15 protein-coding genes are annotated in these 16,589 nt (G+C 60.1%); 7 read left to right on the top strand and 8 right to left on the bottom strand.

What is annotated here, in order from left to right; all coding sequences use genetic code 11:
• Positions 1 to 4: 4 nt before the first annotated feature.
• The 8 genes from BLL38_RS12775 to BLL38_RS12740 all read right to left on the bottom strand — a co-directional run bounded on the left by BLL38_RS12775 (position 5) and on the right by BLL38_RS12740 (position 8,183).
• Positions 5 to 379: a helix-turn-helix domain-containing protein gene (locus BLL38_RS12775; RefSeq protein ID WP_076962908.1), complete on the bottom strand. Its 375-nt coding sequence runs from the start codon at positions 377 to 379 to the stop codon at positions 5 to 7.
• A gap of 123 nt (positions 380 to 502) precedes the next feature.
• A complete protein-coding gene (locus tag BLL38_RS12770; protein ID WP_076962907.1) occupies positions 503 to 1,453 on the bottom strand; it encodes a hypothetical protein in 951 nt (316 codons plus the stop codon).
• Between the two features lie 116 nt (positions 1,454 to 1,569).
• The gene (locus tag BLL38_RS12765; RefSeq protein WP_154220522.1) at positions 1,570 to 2,214 is read right to left on the bottom strand and encodes an HAD family hydrolase; all 645 of its coding nucleotides are present in this window, start codon (positions 2,212 to 2,214) and stop codon (positions 1,570 to 1,572) included.
• A 243-nt stretch (positions 2,215 to 2,457) separates the two neighbouring features.
• Positions 2,458 to 3,705, bottom strand: coding sequence for a ribonucleotide-diphosphate reductase subunit beta (locus tag BLL38_RS12760; RefSeq protein ID WP_076962905.1), 1,248 nt, complete (start codon positions 3,703 to 3,705; stop codon positions 2,458 to 2,460).
• A gap of 482 nt (positions 3,706 to 4,187) precedes the next feature.
• A complete protein-coding gene (locus tag BLL38_RS12755) occupies positions 4,188 to 5,471 on the bottom strand; it encodes an ABC transporter substrate-binding protein (protein ID WP_076962904.1) in 1,284 nt (427 codons plus the stop codon).
• Positions 5,472 to 5,512: 41 nt separating this feature from the next.
• Positions 5,513 to 6,778, bottom strand: a complete 1,266-nt coding sequence (locus BLL38_RS12750) for a DUF1479 domain-containing protein (protein WP_076962903.1) — start codon at positions 6,776 to 6,778, stop codon at positions 5,513 to 5,515.
• 139 nt (positions 6,779 to 6,917) lie between these two features.
• The gene (locus tag BLL38_RS12745) at positions 6,918 to 7,778 is read right to left on the bottom strand and encodes a helix-turn-helix domain-containing protein (RefSeq protein ID WP_076962902.1); all 861 of its coding nucleotides are present in this window, start codon (positions 7,776 to 7,778) and stop codon (positions 6,918 to 6,920) included.
• 135 nt (positions 7,779 to 7,913) lie between these two features.
• Complete coding sequence (locus BLL38_RS12740) at positions 7,914 to 8,183, bottom strand: DUF2790 domain-containing protein (protein ID WP_076962901.1); 270 nt, start codon at positions 8,181 to 8,183, stop codon at positions 7,914 to 7,916.
• Between the two features lie 393 nt (positions 8,184 to 8,576).
• Here BLL38_RS12740 and acs point away from each other — a divergent pair, with 393 nt between their 5' ends.
• The 7 genes from acs (at position 8,577) to argR (ending at position 16,580) form a co-directional block, all read left to right on the top strand.
• Positions 8,577 to 10,532 (top strand): acetate--CoA ligase, encoded by a 1,956-nt coding sequence (acs, locus tag BLL38_RS12735; protein WP_076962900.1) that lies wholly within the window; start codon positions 8,577 to 8,579, stop codon positions 10,530 to 10,532.
• A gap of 671 nt (positions 10,533 to 11,203) precedes the next feature.
• The gene (locus BLL38_RS12730; RefSeq protein ID WP_076962899.1) at positions 11,204 to 11,989 is read left to right on the top strand and encodes an ABC transporter substrate-binding protein; all 786 of its coding nucleotides are present in this window, start codon (positions 11,204 to 11,206) and stop codon (positions 11,987 to 11,989) included.
• A gap of 91 nt (positions 11,990 to 12,080) precedes the next feature.
• Positions 12,081 to 12,770, top strand: a complete 690-nt coding sequence (locus BLL38_RS12725; protein WP_029294434.1) for an ABC transporter permease — start codon at positions 12,081 to 12,083, stop codon at positions 12,768 to 12,770.
• Entirely contained in the window at positions 12,767 to 13,465 is a 699-nt protein-coding gene (locus BLL38_RS12720; RefSeq protein ID WP_076962898.1) for an ABC transporter permease, read from the top strand. The genes BLL38_RS12725 and BLL38_RS12720 overlap by 4 nt, the downstream gene beginning before the upstream one ends.
• Before the next feature lie 2 nt (positions 13,466 to 13,467).
• Positions 13,468 to 14,580 (top strand): succinylglutamate desuccinylase/aspartoacylase family protein, encoded by a 1,113-nt coding sequence (locus tag BLL38_RS12715; protein WP_076962897.1) that lies wholly within the window; start codon positions 13,468 to 13,470, stop codon positions 14,578 to 14,580.
• Between the two features lie 27 nt (positions 14,581 to 14,607).
• Positions 14,608 to 15,372 (top strand): ABC transporter ATP-binding protein, encoded by a 765-nt coding sequence (locus BLL38_RS12710; RefSeq protein ID WP_076962896.1) that lies wholly within the window; start codon positions 14,608 to 14,610, stop codon positions 15,370 to 15,372.
• Positions 15,373 to 15,599: 227 nt separating this feature from the next.
• On the top strand, positions 15,600 to 16,580 hold the full coding sequence (argR, locus tag BLL38_RS12705) for a transcriptional regulator ArgR (RefSeq protein WP_076962895.1): 981 nt from the start codon (positions 15,600 to 15,602) through the stop codon (positions 16,578 to 16,580).
• Positions 16,581 to 16,589: the final 9 nt, after the last annotated feature.

Raw genomic sequence — 16,589 nt, 5'->3', positions numbered from 1 at the left:
GGGCCTATGCGCCGTTGGGGTGAGGCGTGTTCGATGATGTAGAGCCCATCAGCCGTGCGATAAGGCTACGGCGGCCAGGTTCGGCATCTGCCTGTGGCGCTGAGGAGCGTCGCCCGCTCATGCCCCAGGCCGGCGCGAACCCCGGGAAAAACACCAGGCCTTCGTGCTCCAGGCGAAACGCCAGGGCAATGCAGATAGCGTCATCCACCTTATGATGGCTTTCAAAGCGCTGGATAGCGTCAACCGCCACCCCGGCGTGCCGTGCCAGGTCTTCCCGGCTCCAGCCCAACAGCGCACGGGCCTGGACGCTGTGCCGTGGGGTGAACTGATGAAGGACGATTTGTTGATCTACGGTGGTGCTCACTGCCAGAGAGGACATGGGGTTCTCCAGGAATCCAACGGGGGAGGGTAAACTATACTGTGTTTTTATACAGTTGTTTTGACCGTTCATCAATTGGCGCATTTCCTGGAGGGCCGGCCCGCGAGTGGCGGGCGTTTGCGGTCATTTCTCCTCCAGCCCCGGGGCCTCGCGGATAAGCAGGTGGTCCAGGTTCTGGATATCGGCGCTGAACACCCCGAATGTCTGCTCGGGGTTTTTCTTGCTCGGTACCTGTTTCAACGCCGGCGTCACACCATAGAAGAAGCAATACAGCGCCCGCTTACTGTCCACGGCGGCCTTGATCTGTTCCAGGAACGCCTTGCGCTTGCGGTAGCTCTCGATCAGCTTCTTGTTCAGGTAGACGTTGACGGAGTAGGGCTTCTTGTCGAGCCACACCTTCTTTTCAAAGTCGATGCGAAAGCTGCTGGTGTAGTCCTTGATCGCCTTGATCCGGCCCCAGTAGATCAAGCCTTTGTTGTCTTGCAGGTATTGGATCTTCTTGAAAAACGTCCAATAGGTCGCGGTCTGTTCGCCGATCTTCAACGGCATGCCCTTGAGCTTGTCCTTGTCGTCGATGTTGGACACGTAGCACTCCACCGGGTGGGCAAAGACGCTGGTCTTGTCTGGTGTGGTTTCGCTGGCGCTGTGGGAAGTATTGGAAATTATCGAAGGTGCTTTCGCCGGATCCTGTGGGATAGCGTCTGTGGATCCGTGGATGGCTGCCTTGCGTTCGTACTGACGCCGAGCCAGCACCCACTCCGACGGGAAGTGCTCCTCGCGCCCATCCTCGGTTTCTCCTGCCACGGCTTTGTGGCTGGCATAGCGGCAGCCGTCGCTATGCCGGGTGCTGGGCAGGTTCTTGAAATGCGGGGTACGCAGGTAGTTGACGTTCTTTGCATTGAACGTACCCAGCACATTGCCCGCCGCAAACGCGGCACGGCAGTCATCGTTGGGGCACAGGAAACTGTCCTTGTCGGAGTCGAAGGCGGCGGTTTCGTCGAAATTCAGGTCGCGCACGTCATAGATCGACAGCTTTTCGTCCAGGCTCAGGCAATAGGCGGTGTCGAATTTCATCGGGGCGGGTCCGTGGGAATATTCGCTATTAATAGCGGGGTTGCGCAGGTAGCACAAATGTCCGCTATCAAGGCGCAGCCCTTTCAACGCGTCTGAAAGGGCTGGTTCCAAGGGGCTTATGGCTTCGGCTTGCCTCGCCGCTTGGCCGAATGAAAATGCCGCCAATGCGCGTCCTGCGCCGCCGCCAGCAACTCGCGATCCCCGCGCGTGTCACCCCAGGCCCTGAGCCGATAATCACCCAGGTCGCCATACACCGCTTCAAGCCGCAGCACCTTGTTCTCACAACGGCAGTTGTTGCCCGTGAGGCGCCCACTCAGCACCCCATCGACCACCTCAAGCTCGGTGCCGATCAGCTTGATCCCCAGGCGATCGGCAAAAGGTTGCAACACAATTGCCGGCGAAGCCGAGCACAAGGTTACCTCGGCGCCGGAGCCAATCTCATCGGCCACCGACTGCAAGCCGGCAGGGCGCATCAGCTTGTTCCAGTAGATCCGACAGTATTCCTCGGCTTTCTGCTGCACCCAGGCCTTCTCCACCCCGGTCATAAAGGTGCGAATCAGCTGGGCCTTGAGCTCATCCCGGCTCATCCGGCGCAGCAGGAAGCGCAAGCCAGGCAGTGCCAGCTTGAGCATCCTGCGGTTGAATTCCTGCTTGCCGAACGCAAACTTGAGAAATGGCACAAAACTGTCGTGGCGGGTCAGGGTGCCGTCGAAGTCGAACACCGAAAGTACCTTGGCGCCCACTGGGCCGGCTTCTAGCATGTCTGGGGTCACGGGGTGGCCTCGGTCCTGTCTATTGTTTTTTTGGAAGAATATGGCAATCGGAGCACAAGGCTACAGCATTGGTGATGTGATCCGAACCCTTGCGGGTTAGGGGGCTACGGGCGATATGCTTCAAGAAATGGCAAGCCTCTACTTCAAACGCACTGTTTGACGTAAAGGCTTGCCATAAAAAAAGCCCTGAGTGTGACCTCAGGGCTTTGCGGTAGAGCGAGGTCTAGCCGATCAATCCCAGCTCAACGCCCCACCGGTCTGATACTCGATCACCCGGGTCTCAAAGAAGTTCTTCTCTTTCTTCAAGTCCATGATCTCGCTCATCCACGGGAACGGGTTGGTGGTGCCTGGGTACTCTTCCTTCAAGCCGATCTGCGACAGGCGGCGGTTGGCGATGAACTTGAGGTAGTCCTCCATCATCGCCGCGTTCATGCCCAGCACGCCGCGCGGCATGGTGTCGCGGGCGTATTCGATCTCCAACTGGGTCCCTTGCAGGATCATCTGGGTCGCTTCTTCCTTCATCTCGGCATCCCACAGGTGTGGGTTTTCGATTTTGATCTGGTTGATCACGTCGATGCCGAAGTTCAGGTGCATCGACTCATCGCGCAGGATGTACTGGAACTGCTCGGCCACGCCGGTCATTTTGTTGCGACGGCCCATGGACAGGATCTGGGTGAAGCCGCAATAGAAGAAGATGCCTTCCAGGACGCAGTAGTAGGCGACCAGGTTGCGCAGCAGTTCCTTGTCGGTGTCGACGGTGCCGGTCTCGAACTTCGGGTCGGAGATCGAGCGCGTGTATTTCAGGCCCCAGGCGGCTTTTTTAGCGACCGACGGGATCTCGTGGTACATGTTGAAGATCTCGCCTTCATCCATGGCCAGCGATTCGATGCAGTACTGATAGGCGTGGGTATGGATCGCCTCTTCAAAGGCCTGGCGCAGGATGTACTGGCGGCACTCCGGGTTGGTGATCAGGCGGTACACGGCCAGCACCAGGTTGTTGGCGACCAGGGAATCGGCAGTGGAGAAGAAACCCAGGTTACGCATGACGATGCGACGTTCGTCGTCGGTCAGGCCTTCGGGGTTTTTCCACAGGGCGATGTCGGCGGTCATGTTGACCTCTTGCGGCATCCAGTGGTTGGCGCAGCCGTCGAGGTATTTCTGCCAGGCCCAGTCGTATTTGAAGGGGACGAGTTGGTTGAGGTCGGCGCGGCAGTTGATCATGCGCTTTTCGTCAACGGCGACACGGGCGGCGGCGCCTTCGAGTTCGGCCAGGCCTTCGGCGATGTCGAGTTTGTCCAGGGCGGCCTTGGCGCGCACGATGGCGGCGGAGTCATTGGCGGTGACGGCGCGGGCTTCGAGGGCGGCAGCGGCGCCGGCACCGTCGAGGCGGTCCATGTTGGCTTCGGTGGCGTGGCCGGCGTTGGCGCCTTTAGCGGCGACTTCGCCTTCTTCTTTGTCGAATTCGTCCCAGCTCAGCATGACGTGTCGTCTCCTGCGTGAGGGCCAATGGTGCCCGTGTGAAACCGGATGGTTGGGTGTTCACACGGCCCAGGGGCCGCGGTGGATCTTTAAGGAATCGTTTGTTGCAACAGCTCGCGCAGGCACTAAACGGAATAGGGCTACGGGTACTCTGCTTGAAGCCTGAGGGGCGGAGCGACAGTGTCGTACTCCTGCGGGGTCTCAGGCTTGGCTCGTTACCCCCATGTAAAGGGATATTGCAGGCCCGATTTACCCGCGCATTATAGGGAAAAATTTGCCTTTGTGTTGCGGCGGATGGTCTCGGTGGGCGGCCAATTTGATGGCGCTTGCGGCCAGAGTGCGGGTTTGCAAGGGTTTGCCCGGTGCGGATTTTTTTGACCAGCGGTCGGCGCTGCTTTTAAGGCACGGGTCTGGAGGCGGCCGCAGGTCAATTCGGCACCGCCGTTCTTGCACCCCTTGGCGCAAGAACGGGCCACCGGGCCTTACTGCGCCGCGGCCTGAATACTGGCCAACATCTGCTTCCCCGCCTTGGCCGGGTCCGCGTCTTTATCGCTCATAAAGTGGCTGACCACATCAAATACCGCCCCTTGCACCGCCTGGGAGGTCGACATATTGAACGCCATGCTCGGCGCCAGGGTGCCGGCTTTCTCGGCTGCGGCAAAGTCTTTGGCAGAGGCCTGGGCGCAACTGTCGAACTGGCTCATGTCCAGGCCGGTGATCACCGGGATGGAGCCTTTGTTCTGATTGAATACCGTTTGAAATTGCGGCTCCAGGGCGATCTTGGCCAGGTCGTCGCGCGCGGCATTGTTGCCTGGCGTGTCGTTTTTACTGGACAGCTTGAACATCACCAGGGAGTCGATGGTGTAGCTATAGAGGCCTTGGGAACCGGGGAAGGGCACGCATTCATAATCGATACCGGCTTGCTTGCCGGCCGCGCTCCATTCGCTCTTGGCCCAGTCGCCCATGATCTGCATGCCGGCCTGGCCCTTGATGACCTTGGCGGTTTCCATGTTCCAGTCTTGGCCCGCACCATTGGGGTCCATGTAGGTCTTGAGTTTGCGCAGCGCAACAAACACTTCGGTCATTTGGGGGCCGGTGAAGGTGGCTTCGTCGTGATCGATAAAGGCTTTTTTAAAACCGTCCGCACCGAGGAGGCTCAGCACCAGGCCCTCAAATACCGTGGTGTCCTGCCAGGGTTGGCCGCCGTGGGCGATCGCGATAAAACCGGCGGCCTTGAGTTTGTCGCCGGCGGCATACAGCTCTTCGAGGGTGGTCGGCGCCTGGGGCACGCCAGCCTGCTTGAGCACGGCGGGGTTGGTCCAGAGCCAGTTGATACGGTGGATATTCAGCGGTACGGCAACATAATGGTCATCATATTTCATGAGCTGGGCAATGCTCTGGGGCAACCGGTTATCCCACTGATTGGCCTTGGCCACGTCATCGATGCTGGTCAGCAAGCCCAGATTGCCCCACTCCTGGATATCCGGGCCCTTGATCTGTGCGGCGGAGGGCGGGTTGCCGGACACGGCGCGGGTCTTGAGCACGGTCATGGCCGCTGCGCCCCCGCCACCGGCGACGGCGCTGTTTTGCCAGGTGAAGCCGTCTTTTTCGATCAGTTGCTTGAGCACGTCCACAGACTTGGCTTCCCCGCCCGAGGTCCAGTAATGCACGACTTCCACGCGGCCCTTGCCCTCGGCGCCATGGGCGCTGAAGGTGCAGAGGCTGGCGAGGGAGATGGCAACGGCAAGGCGATTGACGATTTTCATAGGGGGTGGCCCTTTTTGTTTTTGTGGTGAGAGGAGGGTGCTTATTCCAGCCCCAGCCCTTTGCGGCCGAGGGCGTTCAGTTGCCCGGTCATGAAGCGGTCGCGCCAGTGCTTTTCGTAGTCCTCGCGGGGGAAGTCATCGGGCGAGGCGCCTTGTTCAAAGGCCCGCAGCACGTCCCTGGCATAACGCAGGTTTTTCGGACACATGGGCGCAGCCGGTACGTACATCACATTGCCCCAGCCCTGCTGGTTTTCGACGGGGGCGACGCTATGGACTACATCGCAGTGCCACCACACCGAATCGCCGGCCTGCACGTCCGGGATCGGGGTCATGCCCTGGACCAGCAGCGGGTGCCACTGCTCCAGGATCGGCAGTACCTTGCCCGGCACAACGCCACACAGTTCATCCTCGGGCACATCATCCAGCAGCGGGCGCAGCAGCAGGTAGGCCATGGCCTTGGGGATCGGCAAGGTATGCAGTACGCCCTGGTCGGCGTTCATGTCGCACAGCGCGGTCCAACCCTGGAAGGTGCGGAAGGCCGAGCATTTGGTGCCTGGGTAGGCATATTCATCGACTTCGGTGCGATGGGCGGCATCCCAGGGGTCGTAGGATTTGAAGTCATTGCAGTAGATTTTCTCGAACACCTTCAGGTAGGCCGGGTGCAGCCAGCGCTCCAGCGCCCCGGAGTCGGTGTGCGGGCCCAGGCCCTTGGACGTGGTGCCGGGCGGGCGCCGCCGCACGCGGTCCGGGTACAGGGCATTGGTATCCGGGTCGAACCACTGCCGACCTTGGGACTCGATGGTCCACAGGCGGTTCAAAAAGGCTTGGGCGCAGCCCATGCGCTCATGCTGGCGCAGTTGCATCTGGGCCTGGGACCAGTAGATCGGGAAGATTTCCGGGCGCGAGGCCTCCAGGTTGCCGAAGAAGTTGTCGGCAGGGCCACGGTAAACCGCGTCGAATTGGTTGTGGTCCAGGTAGTCCAACAGGCTCTTGTCCCATCCCAGCACCTGCTGCCTGGGGAAGTGGTTGCGGATCACCAGGCAGCCTCGGCGCTTGATCAGGGCGCGTTGTGCTTCTGTGACCTGGCCGTTGGCGAGGGTGGCAAAGTCGAGTTCGGGCCAGGCGGAGCCGGTCTGGGCTTGCTGGGTCTTGATCGAGGCGATTTCCGTGGCGATAAAGGCGCTGACTTCGGCAAACAGCGCAGGCACGTCGCCGATCTGTGCGCGCAGTGCCTTTTTCATGGCGACGATGCTGCGTTTGTAGTCGTCGGGTAGCTCGGCACTGGCGAAGGATGGGGCGTTGTTCATGGGGTGGCCTGCATTTTTATTATTCATGCAGGTATGGAATCACTCCGAACGGCCTGGGCGGCAGCCTTATTTGGCGCGTTGAGCAATACGATTGTGGCGTTTGCTTCTGGCCCGGCAGAAGAATCAGCTTGGTGATGCCCTACTGGAAGTGATGCCCATGCTGGCCACGGAAGTCTGAAGGTGTCATGCCTTTGTGCGCCTTGAACTGCCGGTTGAACAGGGCCTGGGAGGCGTAGCCGACCTGTTCGGCGATGGTGCTGACGGCCAGCTTGCTTTGCATCAGCAGGGCGCAGGCGTGCCCGATGCGCAGCCGCACGATGTAGTCCAATGCCGTGCAGCGTGTGTGTTTGCGGAACATGCGGTGGAAGGCGGAAACGCTGACGCAGGCCATTTGGGCCAACCCAGGAATGCTCAGGGGCTGTGCATAGTGACCGTGCAGGTAATCCAAGACCCGACGGATGCGCGCGTCTTCAATGATGTGAGGCGTGTCTTGCACGGCAATACGCTGCGCCGCGACATCCCGCGACAGGGTATTGAGCACGGTCAGCAGGGAAATCAGGCGCTGGGAGGCGTCTTGCTCGACCATGGCCTCGATCACCGGGCGCAGTGCGCGCGAGGTGGCGTCGCTGAAGCTCAGTGCATGTTGCGCGGCCGCGAGCAGGGCACGGGTCGATGCCATTTCCGGGAACAGCTTGACCAGCGAGTCGGCCCAGGCCTCGGAAAACCAGATGACCAGGGCAATGTGCGGTTGGGCCGGGTCGATCGTCTCGGCCGACGACCAGCTATGGGGAACGTTCGGGCCCACCAGTACCAGGTCGCCATCATCGTAGCGTGCCACATCGTTGCTGATATAACGGTGCCCGCGACTGTTGAGGGTGAGGGTCAGCTCGTATTCGGGGTGGTGATGCCATTCAAACGGGATCGCCTGCGGCAGGCGCCTGTTGAGCAGGGTCCAGGAGGTATTGGCCTCGGTGGGGATTTTCTCGAAACTGGCTCTCATGAACCCATCCTGCCCGGCAACGTCAGTAGCGACGCCACAATCGTAGCATTCGGGGGGCAGTGAACAAGCTTCTTGGCCGCAAGAACGATTCCTTGCGGCGAATATTGTCAGGGTAAGTTTCAACTAACTAAATTATTAGCCGTTAGAGCAACCACTGCCCATGACTTTGTAATTAAGGATATGACGCTGGCCCTGGTGATCTTCATATTCCATGCGTGCTGGAACAACTTCGCAGACATTGGGAATAGCACTCATGGACACCACCTTGGCAATATCCAGATCAGTGGAGTAGGTGTATTCCTCAACAATGGCGGTGTGCTGGCTGGCTACGTCAGTCGGGATCTCGTCGGCCAGGGCGGCGGTGGCGCACAAGCTGGCAAGGGCCATAACTAATAAAGCTTTCATTTCCAATTTACCTTTTTACAGTCGAAGGGGGTCACGGGGCCCTTGTGAGGCCACGTGTGTAACTTGAGTAGAGAGTTCGGATTAACGTGCCTTCGTGGGGGCTGCAACTTGGTTAATCACGGTGCCTTGTTGGCGAGGTTGATTTTAGGCGCCTGGGTTACATTCATATACCCGTGCTTTTGATAAACACTATTGGCGGTTTTCGTAACAATCCACGACAGAGGTTTTTTTAGATGCCGAGAAAAGCGCCACAGGCCCCGAGCCAGAGCATTGCAAGGGGATAACAGGGCAATTTGTAGGGGCTTGTTACTACCATCGTCGAATGGTTCTATAGGCCTACCCCGGCTACAACAGGGGCATACAACAACAACTATTGTCACCGAGGTAAGAAAGATGAGTGCGGCTTCCCTGTACCCCGTTCGCCCCGAAGTAGCAGCCAACACGCTGACTGACGAGGCGACCTACAAGGCCATGTACCAGCAGTCGGTGGTCAACCCCGACGGCTTCTGGCGCGAGCAAGCCAAGCGTCTTGACTGGATCAAGCCTTTCACCACGGTCAAGCAGACCTCGTTCGACGACCACCATGTCGATATCAAATGGTTTGCTGACGGCACCCTTAACGTTTCCTACAACTGCCTGGACCGTCACCTCGCCGAGCGCGGCGACCAGGCGGCGATCATCTGGGAAGGCGACGACCCTTCCGAGAGCCGCACCATCACCTACCGCGAGCTGCATGAACAAGTGTGCAAGTTCGCCAACGCCCTGCGTGGCCAGGACGTGCACCGCGGCGACGTGGTGACCATCTATATGCCAATGATCCCCGAAGCCGTGGTCGCCATGCTGGCCTGTACCCGCATCGGCGCGATCCACTCGGTCGTCTTTGGCGGTTTCTCCCCTGAGGCCCTGGCCGGTCGCATCATCGACTGCAAGTCCAAGGTGGTGATCACCGCCGACGAAGGCATCCGTGCCGGCAAGAAGGTGCCGCTCAAGGCCAATGTCGACGACGCCCTGACCAACCCGGAAACCAGCAGCATCCAGAAAGTCATCGTGTGCAAGCGCACCAATGGCCAGATCAAGTGGAACCAGCATCGCGACATCTGGTACGAAGACCTGATGAAAGTGGCGGGCACGGTCTGCGCGCCCAAAGAGATGGGCGCCGAAGAAGCGCTGTTCATCCTTTATACCTCCGGCTCCACCGGCAAGCCCAAGGGCGTGCAACACACCACCGGCGGCTACCTGTTGTACGCGGCGCTGACCCACGAGCGCGTGTTCGACTACCGCCCGGGCGAAGTCTACTGGTGCACCGCCGACGTCGGCTGGGTCACTGGCCACACCTATATTGTCTACGGCCCGCTGGCCAATGGCGCGACCACGCTGCTGTTCGAGGGCGTGCCGAACTACCCGGATATCACGCGGGTGGGGAAAATCGTCGACAAACACAAGGTCAATATCCTCTACACCGCGCCGACCGCGATCCGCGCGATGATGGCTTCCGGCACCGCCGCCTGCGAAGGCACCGATGGCAGCAGCCTGCGCCTGTTGGGTTCGGTGGGTGAGCCGATCAACCCGGAAGCGTGGGACTGGTACTACAAAAACGTCGGCCAATCCCGTTGCCCGATTGTCGATACCTGGTGGCAGACCGAAACCGGCGCGACCCTGATGAGCCCGTTGCCGGGGGCCCACGCCCTCAAGCCAGGGTCGGCGGCACGTCCGTTCTTTGGCGTGGTGCCGGCGTTGGTGGACAACCTGGGCAACATCATCGAGGGTGCTGCCGAAGGCAACCTGGTGATCCTCGATTCGTGGCCGGGCCAGGCGCGTACCCTGTACGGCGACCATGACCGTTTCGTCGACACGTACTTCAAGACCTTCCGTGGCATGTACTTCACCGGTGACGGTGCGCGTCGCGATGAAGACGGCTACTGGTGGATCACCGGCCGTGTGGATGACGTGCTCAACGTTTCCGGGCACCGCATGGGCACCGCCGAGATCGAAAGCGCCATGGTTGCCCACCCGAAAGTCACCGAGGCGGCCGTGGTTGGCGTGCCCCACGACATCAAGGGCCAGGGCATCTATGTGTATGTCACCCTGAAAAACGGCGAAGAGCCGAGCGAAGCGTTGCGCCTGGAGCTGAAAAACTGGGTGCGCAAGGAAATCGGCCCGATCGCTTCGCCGGATGTGATCCAGTGGGCGCCGGGCTTGCCGAAAACCCGTTCGGGGAAAATCATGCGCCGTATCCTGCGCAAGATTGCCACGGCCGAGTATGACGGGCTGGGGGATATCTCCACCCTGGCTGACCCGAGCGTGGTGCAGCATCTGATCGATACCCACAAGACCATGAGCGTCGCGTAAGCGGGTCTAGGGGACCAAGCCCCATTCGGTGTAAGCCGGGTGGGGCTTTTTTGTGGGAATTCACTGTGAAATACCATCAATGTGGGAGCTGGCTTGCCTGCGATAGCGGTGGGTCAGCTAACCCATTTGAAACTGACCCACCGCTATCGCAGGCAAGCCAGCTCCTACAATAGGGTAGGGTGGCTGACAGACCGTTCTCAGCACCAAGCCAATAAATATCGGTTTATCTCGTAGGGCATTTCTGAATGTTACCCAGTGGTGCAAATGTGTAACCTTGCGCCCAAACATGAGGCAAAGTGCTACATCCATGCCGCGAAAACGCCCGTTTCAGACACCCGGCAAAATAAGATCAAACGCTACACTTGCCGGAATAGAAGGGTTTGCGAATAATAGGCCCGCAATTTGCAGCGTTAATAGGTTGAATATCTTTTGCCATTGCATAAAAAGCAGAGGCTGTCAATATGTCGGAGTCGTTTTCTCGGTGCTTCTGTAAATTGTTGTCGCATTGAGGAAATATCGGCTTCCGGCCTGTCGTTAGAATGCCGATCACTCGCTCGTCGTCGCCGTGTTGAACTGGTGTAGGACGCAGCACCGCTATTCGGTTTCACTCAGTCGCATCGTGGGCCATGGCTCATACTGCTGTTTTTGTCCTATACCGATGGAGTCCCAAGATGAAGAAACTCGTGCTGTTGGGCGCCCTGGCGCTGTCCGTGCTGTCCATGCAGGCCTTCGCTGAAGAGAAACCGCTGAAAATTGGTATCGAAGCAGCCTACCCTCCGTTTGCCTCGAAGGCGCCGGACGGCAACATCGTCGGTTTCGACTACGACATCGGCAACGCCCTGTGCGAAGAGATGAAGGTCAAGTGCACCTGGGTCGAGCAGGAATTCGACGGCCTGATCCCGGCGCTCAAGGTACGCAAGATCGACGCGATCCTGTCGTCCATGTCCATCACCGACGACCGCAAGAAATCCGTGGACTTCACCAACCGCTACTACCTGACCCCGGCACGCCTGGTGATGAAGGACAGCGTCACGGTCAGCGACAGCCTGGTTGAGCTCAAGGACAAGAAGATCGGCGTACAGCGCGGTTCGATCCATGACCGTTTCGCCAAGGAAGTCCTGGCGCCTAAAGGTGCGACCATCGTTCCCTACAGCACCCAGAACGAAATCTACCTGGACGTGGCTGCCGGTCGCCTTGATGGCACCGTGGCTGATGCGACCCTGCTTGAAGACGGTTTCCTGAAGACCGACGCTGGTAAAGGCTACGCGTTCGTAGGTCCTGCATTCACCGACGCCAAATACTTCGGCGACGGCATCGGTATCGCAGTACGTAAAGGCGACAAGGCCAACCTGGACCGCATCAACGCAGCCATCGCCGCGATCCGCGCCAATGGCAAGTACAAAGAAATCGAGAAAAAGTATTTCAACTTCGATATTTACGGCGCTGACGCCAAGTAAACCTTCGCAGTTGTCTGTCTGAAATGGCGCAAGCACCAGGATCTCTGAAGTTTGCGCCATTTTTTCATCCGCCTTTTCGAGGACCTGAATCATGTTGAAAGGCTACGGGGCCGTTATCCTCGATGGCGCATGGTTGACGCTTCAGCTCGCCTTGTCGTCCATGGCCTTGGCCATTGTTCTGGGTCTGATCGGAGTTGCCTTGCGCCTGTCGCCGGTCCGCTGGCTGGCTTGGCTGGGTGACCTGTACTCCACGGTGATCCGCGGGATCCCCGACCTGGTGCTGATCCTGCTGATTTTCTACGGCGGCCAGGACTTGCTCAACCGTGTCGCGCCGCTTTTGGGCTACGACGACTATATTGACTTGAACCCCTTGGCCGCCGGTATCGGCACCCTGGGTTTCATCTTTGGCGCCTACCTGTCGGAAACCTTCCGCGGTGCGTTCATGGCCATCCCCAAGGGGCAGGCCGAAGCGGGCATGGCCTATGGCATGAGCCCGTTCCAGGTGTTTTTCCGGGTGATGGTGCCGCAGATGATCCGCCTGGCAATCCCCGGCTTTACCAACAACTGGCTGGTATTGACCAAGGCCACCGCGCTGATTTCGGTGGTGGGCCTGCAAGACATGATGTTCAAGGCCAAGCAGGCGGCAGATGCCACCCGCGAACCTTTTACCTTCTTCCTCGCGGTGGCGGCGATGTACCTGGTGATCACCAGCGTCTCGTTGCTGGCCCTGCGTTACCTTGAGAAGCGCTACTCGGTAGGCGTAAAGGCGGCTGATCTATGATCTTCGACTACAACGTCATCTGGGAGGCCATGCCGCTGTACCTTGGCGGCCTGCTGACCACCCTCAAACTGCTGCTGGTCTCGCTGTTCTTCGGCCTGCTCGCCGCCGTGCCCCTGGGCCTGATGCGGGTGTCCAAGCAGCCGTTGGTCAATGGCACGGCCTGGCTCTACACCTATGTGATCCGCGGCACGCCGATGCTGGTGCAGCTGTTTTTGATCTACTACGGCCTGGCCCAGTTTGAAGCGGTGCGCGAGAGTGTCCTCTGGCCGTGGCTGTCCAGCGCAACCTTCTGCGCATGCCTGGCCTTTGCCATCAATACCAGCGCCTACACCGCCGAGATCATTGCCGGCAGCCTCAAGGCCACGCCCCATGGCGAGATCGAAGCGGCCAAGGCCATGGGCATGTCGCGCTACAAGCTCTACCGCCGCATCCTGCTGCCCTCGGCCCTGCGCCGGGCGCTGCCGCAGTACAGCAACGAAGTGATCATGATGTTGCAGACCACCAGCCTGGCCTCCATCGTCACCCTGATCGACATCACCGGTGCCGCGCGCACGGTGAACGCCCAGTACTACCTACCGTTTGAAGCCTATATCACCGCGGGCCTGTTCTACCTGTGCCTGACGTTCATCCTGGTGCGCCTGTTCAAGTTGGCCGAGCGTCGCTGGTTGAGCTACCTGGCACCCCGGAAGCACTGACTATGGAACGCATCGAGCACGTACTGCCCTGGGGGCACCTGGGTTGCGAGCGCCAGTTGACGGTATTCCGTTTCGGCCATGGCGAGCGCAAGGCGTATATCCAGGCCAGCCTGCATGCCGATGAGTTACCGGGGATGCGCGCCGCCTGGGAGCTGAAAAAACGCCTGGCCGAACTGGAGCAGCAAGGCGCCCTCAACGGGGTGGTCGAGCTGGTGCCGGTGGCCAACCCGATGGGCCTGGGCCAATTGCTGCAAGGCAGCCACCAGGGGCGTTTCGAGGTTGGCACCGGCAAGAACTTCAACCGGGATTTCGTCGAGTTGAGCGAGCCGGTTGCGGCCTTGCTGGAGGGCCGGCTGGGGGATGATCCCCACGCCAACGTGCGCATGATCCGCCAGGCGATGGGCGATGCGCTCCGTGCACTGCCCGAGCCGAGCAGCCAGTTGCAAGGCATGCAGCGGGTCTTGCTGGGCCATGCCTGCACTGCCGATGTGGTCCTCGACCTGCACTGCGACGCCGAAGCCGCGCTGCACATGTACGCGCTGCCCCAGCACTGGCCGCAGTGGCGCTCGTTGGCGGCGCATTTGAATGTGAAGGTCGGCCTGCTGGCGGAAGACTCCGGCGGCAGCTCGTTTGACGAGGCCTGCTCGTTGCCGTGGCTGCGTTTGTCGCGGGCGTTTGCCGAGGTGCCGATCCCCCTGGCGTGCCTGGCCACGACCCTGGAGCTGGGCGGCCAGGCCGACACGGGGCGCGATGAGGCGATTTTCCACGCCCAAGGCATCCTCGCATTCCTCGCCGAACAGGGCCTGATCAAGGGGCAGTGGCCGGCGCCGCAACATGAACCGTGTGAAGGCGTGCCCTTTGAAGGCACCGAATTGCTGTTTGCCCCCCACGCCGGGGTGATCAGTTACCTGCGTAAAGCCGGGGACTGGGTGGACGCCGGCGAACCGATTTTTGAAGTGATTGACCCTTTGGCCGACCGCGTCAGCATTGTCTGTGCCGGCACGCCGGGGGTGTTGTTTGCCGTTGAACGGCTACGTTATGCCCAAGCGGGTTTCTGGCTGGCCAAGGTGGCGGGGCGCGAAGCGTTGCGTCACGGGCGCTTGCTCAACGACTGACCAACTGTTTTTGTGAGAACCGACCGCATGTACAAACTTGAAGTCCAAGACCTGCATAAATGCTATGGCAGTCATGAAGTGCTCAAAGGCGTGTCCCTGGCCGCCGCGGCCGGTGATGTGATCAGCATCATCGGTTCCAGTGGTTCGGGTAAAAGTACCTTTTTGCGCTGCATCAACCTGCTGGAGCAGCCCCACGCCGGCAAGATCCTGCTCAATAACGAAGAGCTGAAACTGGTGCCCAACAAGGACGGCGCCATGAAGGCTGCTGACCCCAAGCAGCTGCAGCGCATGCGTTCGCGCCTGTCGATGGTGTTCCAGCATTTCAACCTGTGGTCGCACATGACTGCCCTGGAAAACGTCATGGAAGCCCCGGTGCATGTGCTGGGCATGTCGAAAAAAGACGCCCGTGAAAAGGCCGAGCACTACCTGGCCAAAGTCGGCGTGGCCCATCGCAAGGATGCGTTCCCCGGCCATATGTCCGGTGGCGAGCAGCAGCGCGTGGCGATTGCCCGGGCGCTGGCGATGGAGCCTGAGGTGATGCTGTTTGACGAGCCGACTTCGGCCCTCGACCCGGAGCTGGTTGGCGAAGTGTTGAAAGTCATGCAGGACCTGGCCCTGGAAGGCCGGACCATGGTGGTGGTGACCCACGAAATGGGCTTTGCCCGTGAAGTGTCCAACCAGTTGGTGTTCCTGCACAAAGGCATTGTCGAAGAGCGTGGCAACCCGCGTGAAGTGCTGGTCAACCCGCAGTCCGAGCGGTTGCAGCAGTTCTTGTCCGGGAGCTTGAAGTAAACAAGGCTGCGTTTATGCACTGAAATAGTGCATGCTTCGCAGCCTTGAGGTTGGCCTCGATTCCCTGTGGGAGCCGGCTTGCCGGCGATAGCGGTAAGCCAGTCCCACCGCTATCGCCGGCAAGCCAGCTCCCACATTAGATCTCTGTTTGTGTTGAGATTTGTGTTGGTTTACGGGCTAGCATTGGCCCTTGTCTTCATTACCGTTTTCGTTTCGGATAGCCCTCCATGACAGCCCATCGCATCGGTTTCCTGATTTGGCCCAGCACTAAAGCCCTGACGCTTGCGCTGGCTGAGGAGGCCTTGCGCGTGGCCCAGCGGGTGCATCCGGATGTGGTCTACGAGGTGTCATTCCTGCAGGCCGAGCCACCGCTCGATGGCGAGTGGACATTGCCCGGCGAACCCTGGGCCGGCAAGCTGGAAGGCTTCCAGAAGTTGTTCCTGCTGGCCGATGAGCCGCCTACGGTAATCGCGTCCCAGCTGGGCACCGCGCTCAAGCAACTGGTGCGCGCCGGCTGCGTGATCGGCGGCTTGTCGGCGGGGGTGTATCCCCTGGCGCAACTGGGCTTGCTCGACGGTTATCGCGCCGCCGTGCACTGGCGTTGGCAGGACGACTTTGCCGAGCGTTTTCCCAAGGTCATCGCCACCAGTCATTTGTTCGATTGGGATCGTGATCGCCTGACCGCCTGCGGTGGCATGTCGGTGCTCGACCTGCTGCTGGCGGTGCTGGCCCGTGACCACGGCGCCGAACTGGCCGGTGCGGTCTCCGAAGAGTTGGTGGTAGAACGCATCCGCGAAGGCGGCGAGCGCCAGCGTATCCCCCTGCAAAACCGCCTGGGTTCCAGCCATCCGAAGCTGACCCAGGCGGTGTTGCTGATGGAGGCCAATATCGAAGAGCCGCTGACCACCGACGAAATCGCCCAGCATGTATGCGTGTCGCGACGACAACTGGAGCGGATCTTCAAGCAATACCTCAACCGCGTTCCCAGCCAGTACTACCTGGAGCTGCGCCTGAACAAGGCGCGCCAGATGCTGATGCAAACCAGCAAGTCGATCATCCAGATCGGCCTGTCCTGCGGCTTCTCCTCGGGGCCGCACTTCTCCAGTGCCTACCGCAACTTCTTTGGCGCCACCCCCCGTGAAGACCGCAACCAGCGGCGCAGCAGCAGCCCGTTCGAGCTCTCGTCGGTGCCCTCCGAGCGCGGCTGAGTCGCGGGT

The sequence above is a fragment of the Pseudomonas gessardii genome, assembly GCF_001983165.1.
Taxonomy (GTDB): Bacteria; Pseudomonadota; Gammaproteobacteria; order Pseudomonadales; family Pseudomonadaceae; genus Aquipseudomonas; species Aquipseudomonas gessardii.
Note: the sequence above shows the minus strand (reverse complement) of the source record. Positions and strands in the feature narration are given on the sequence as shown.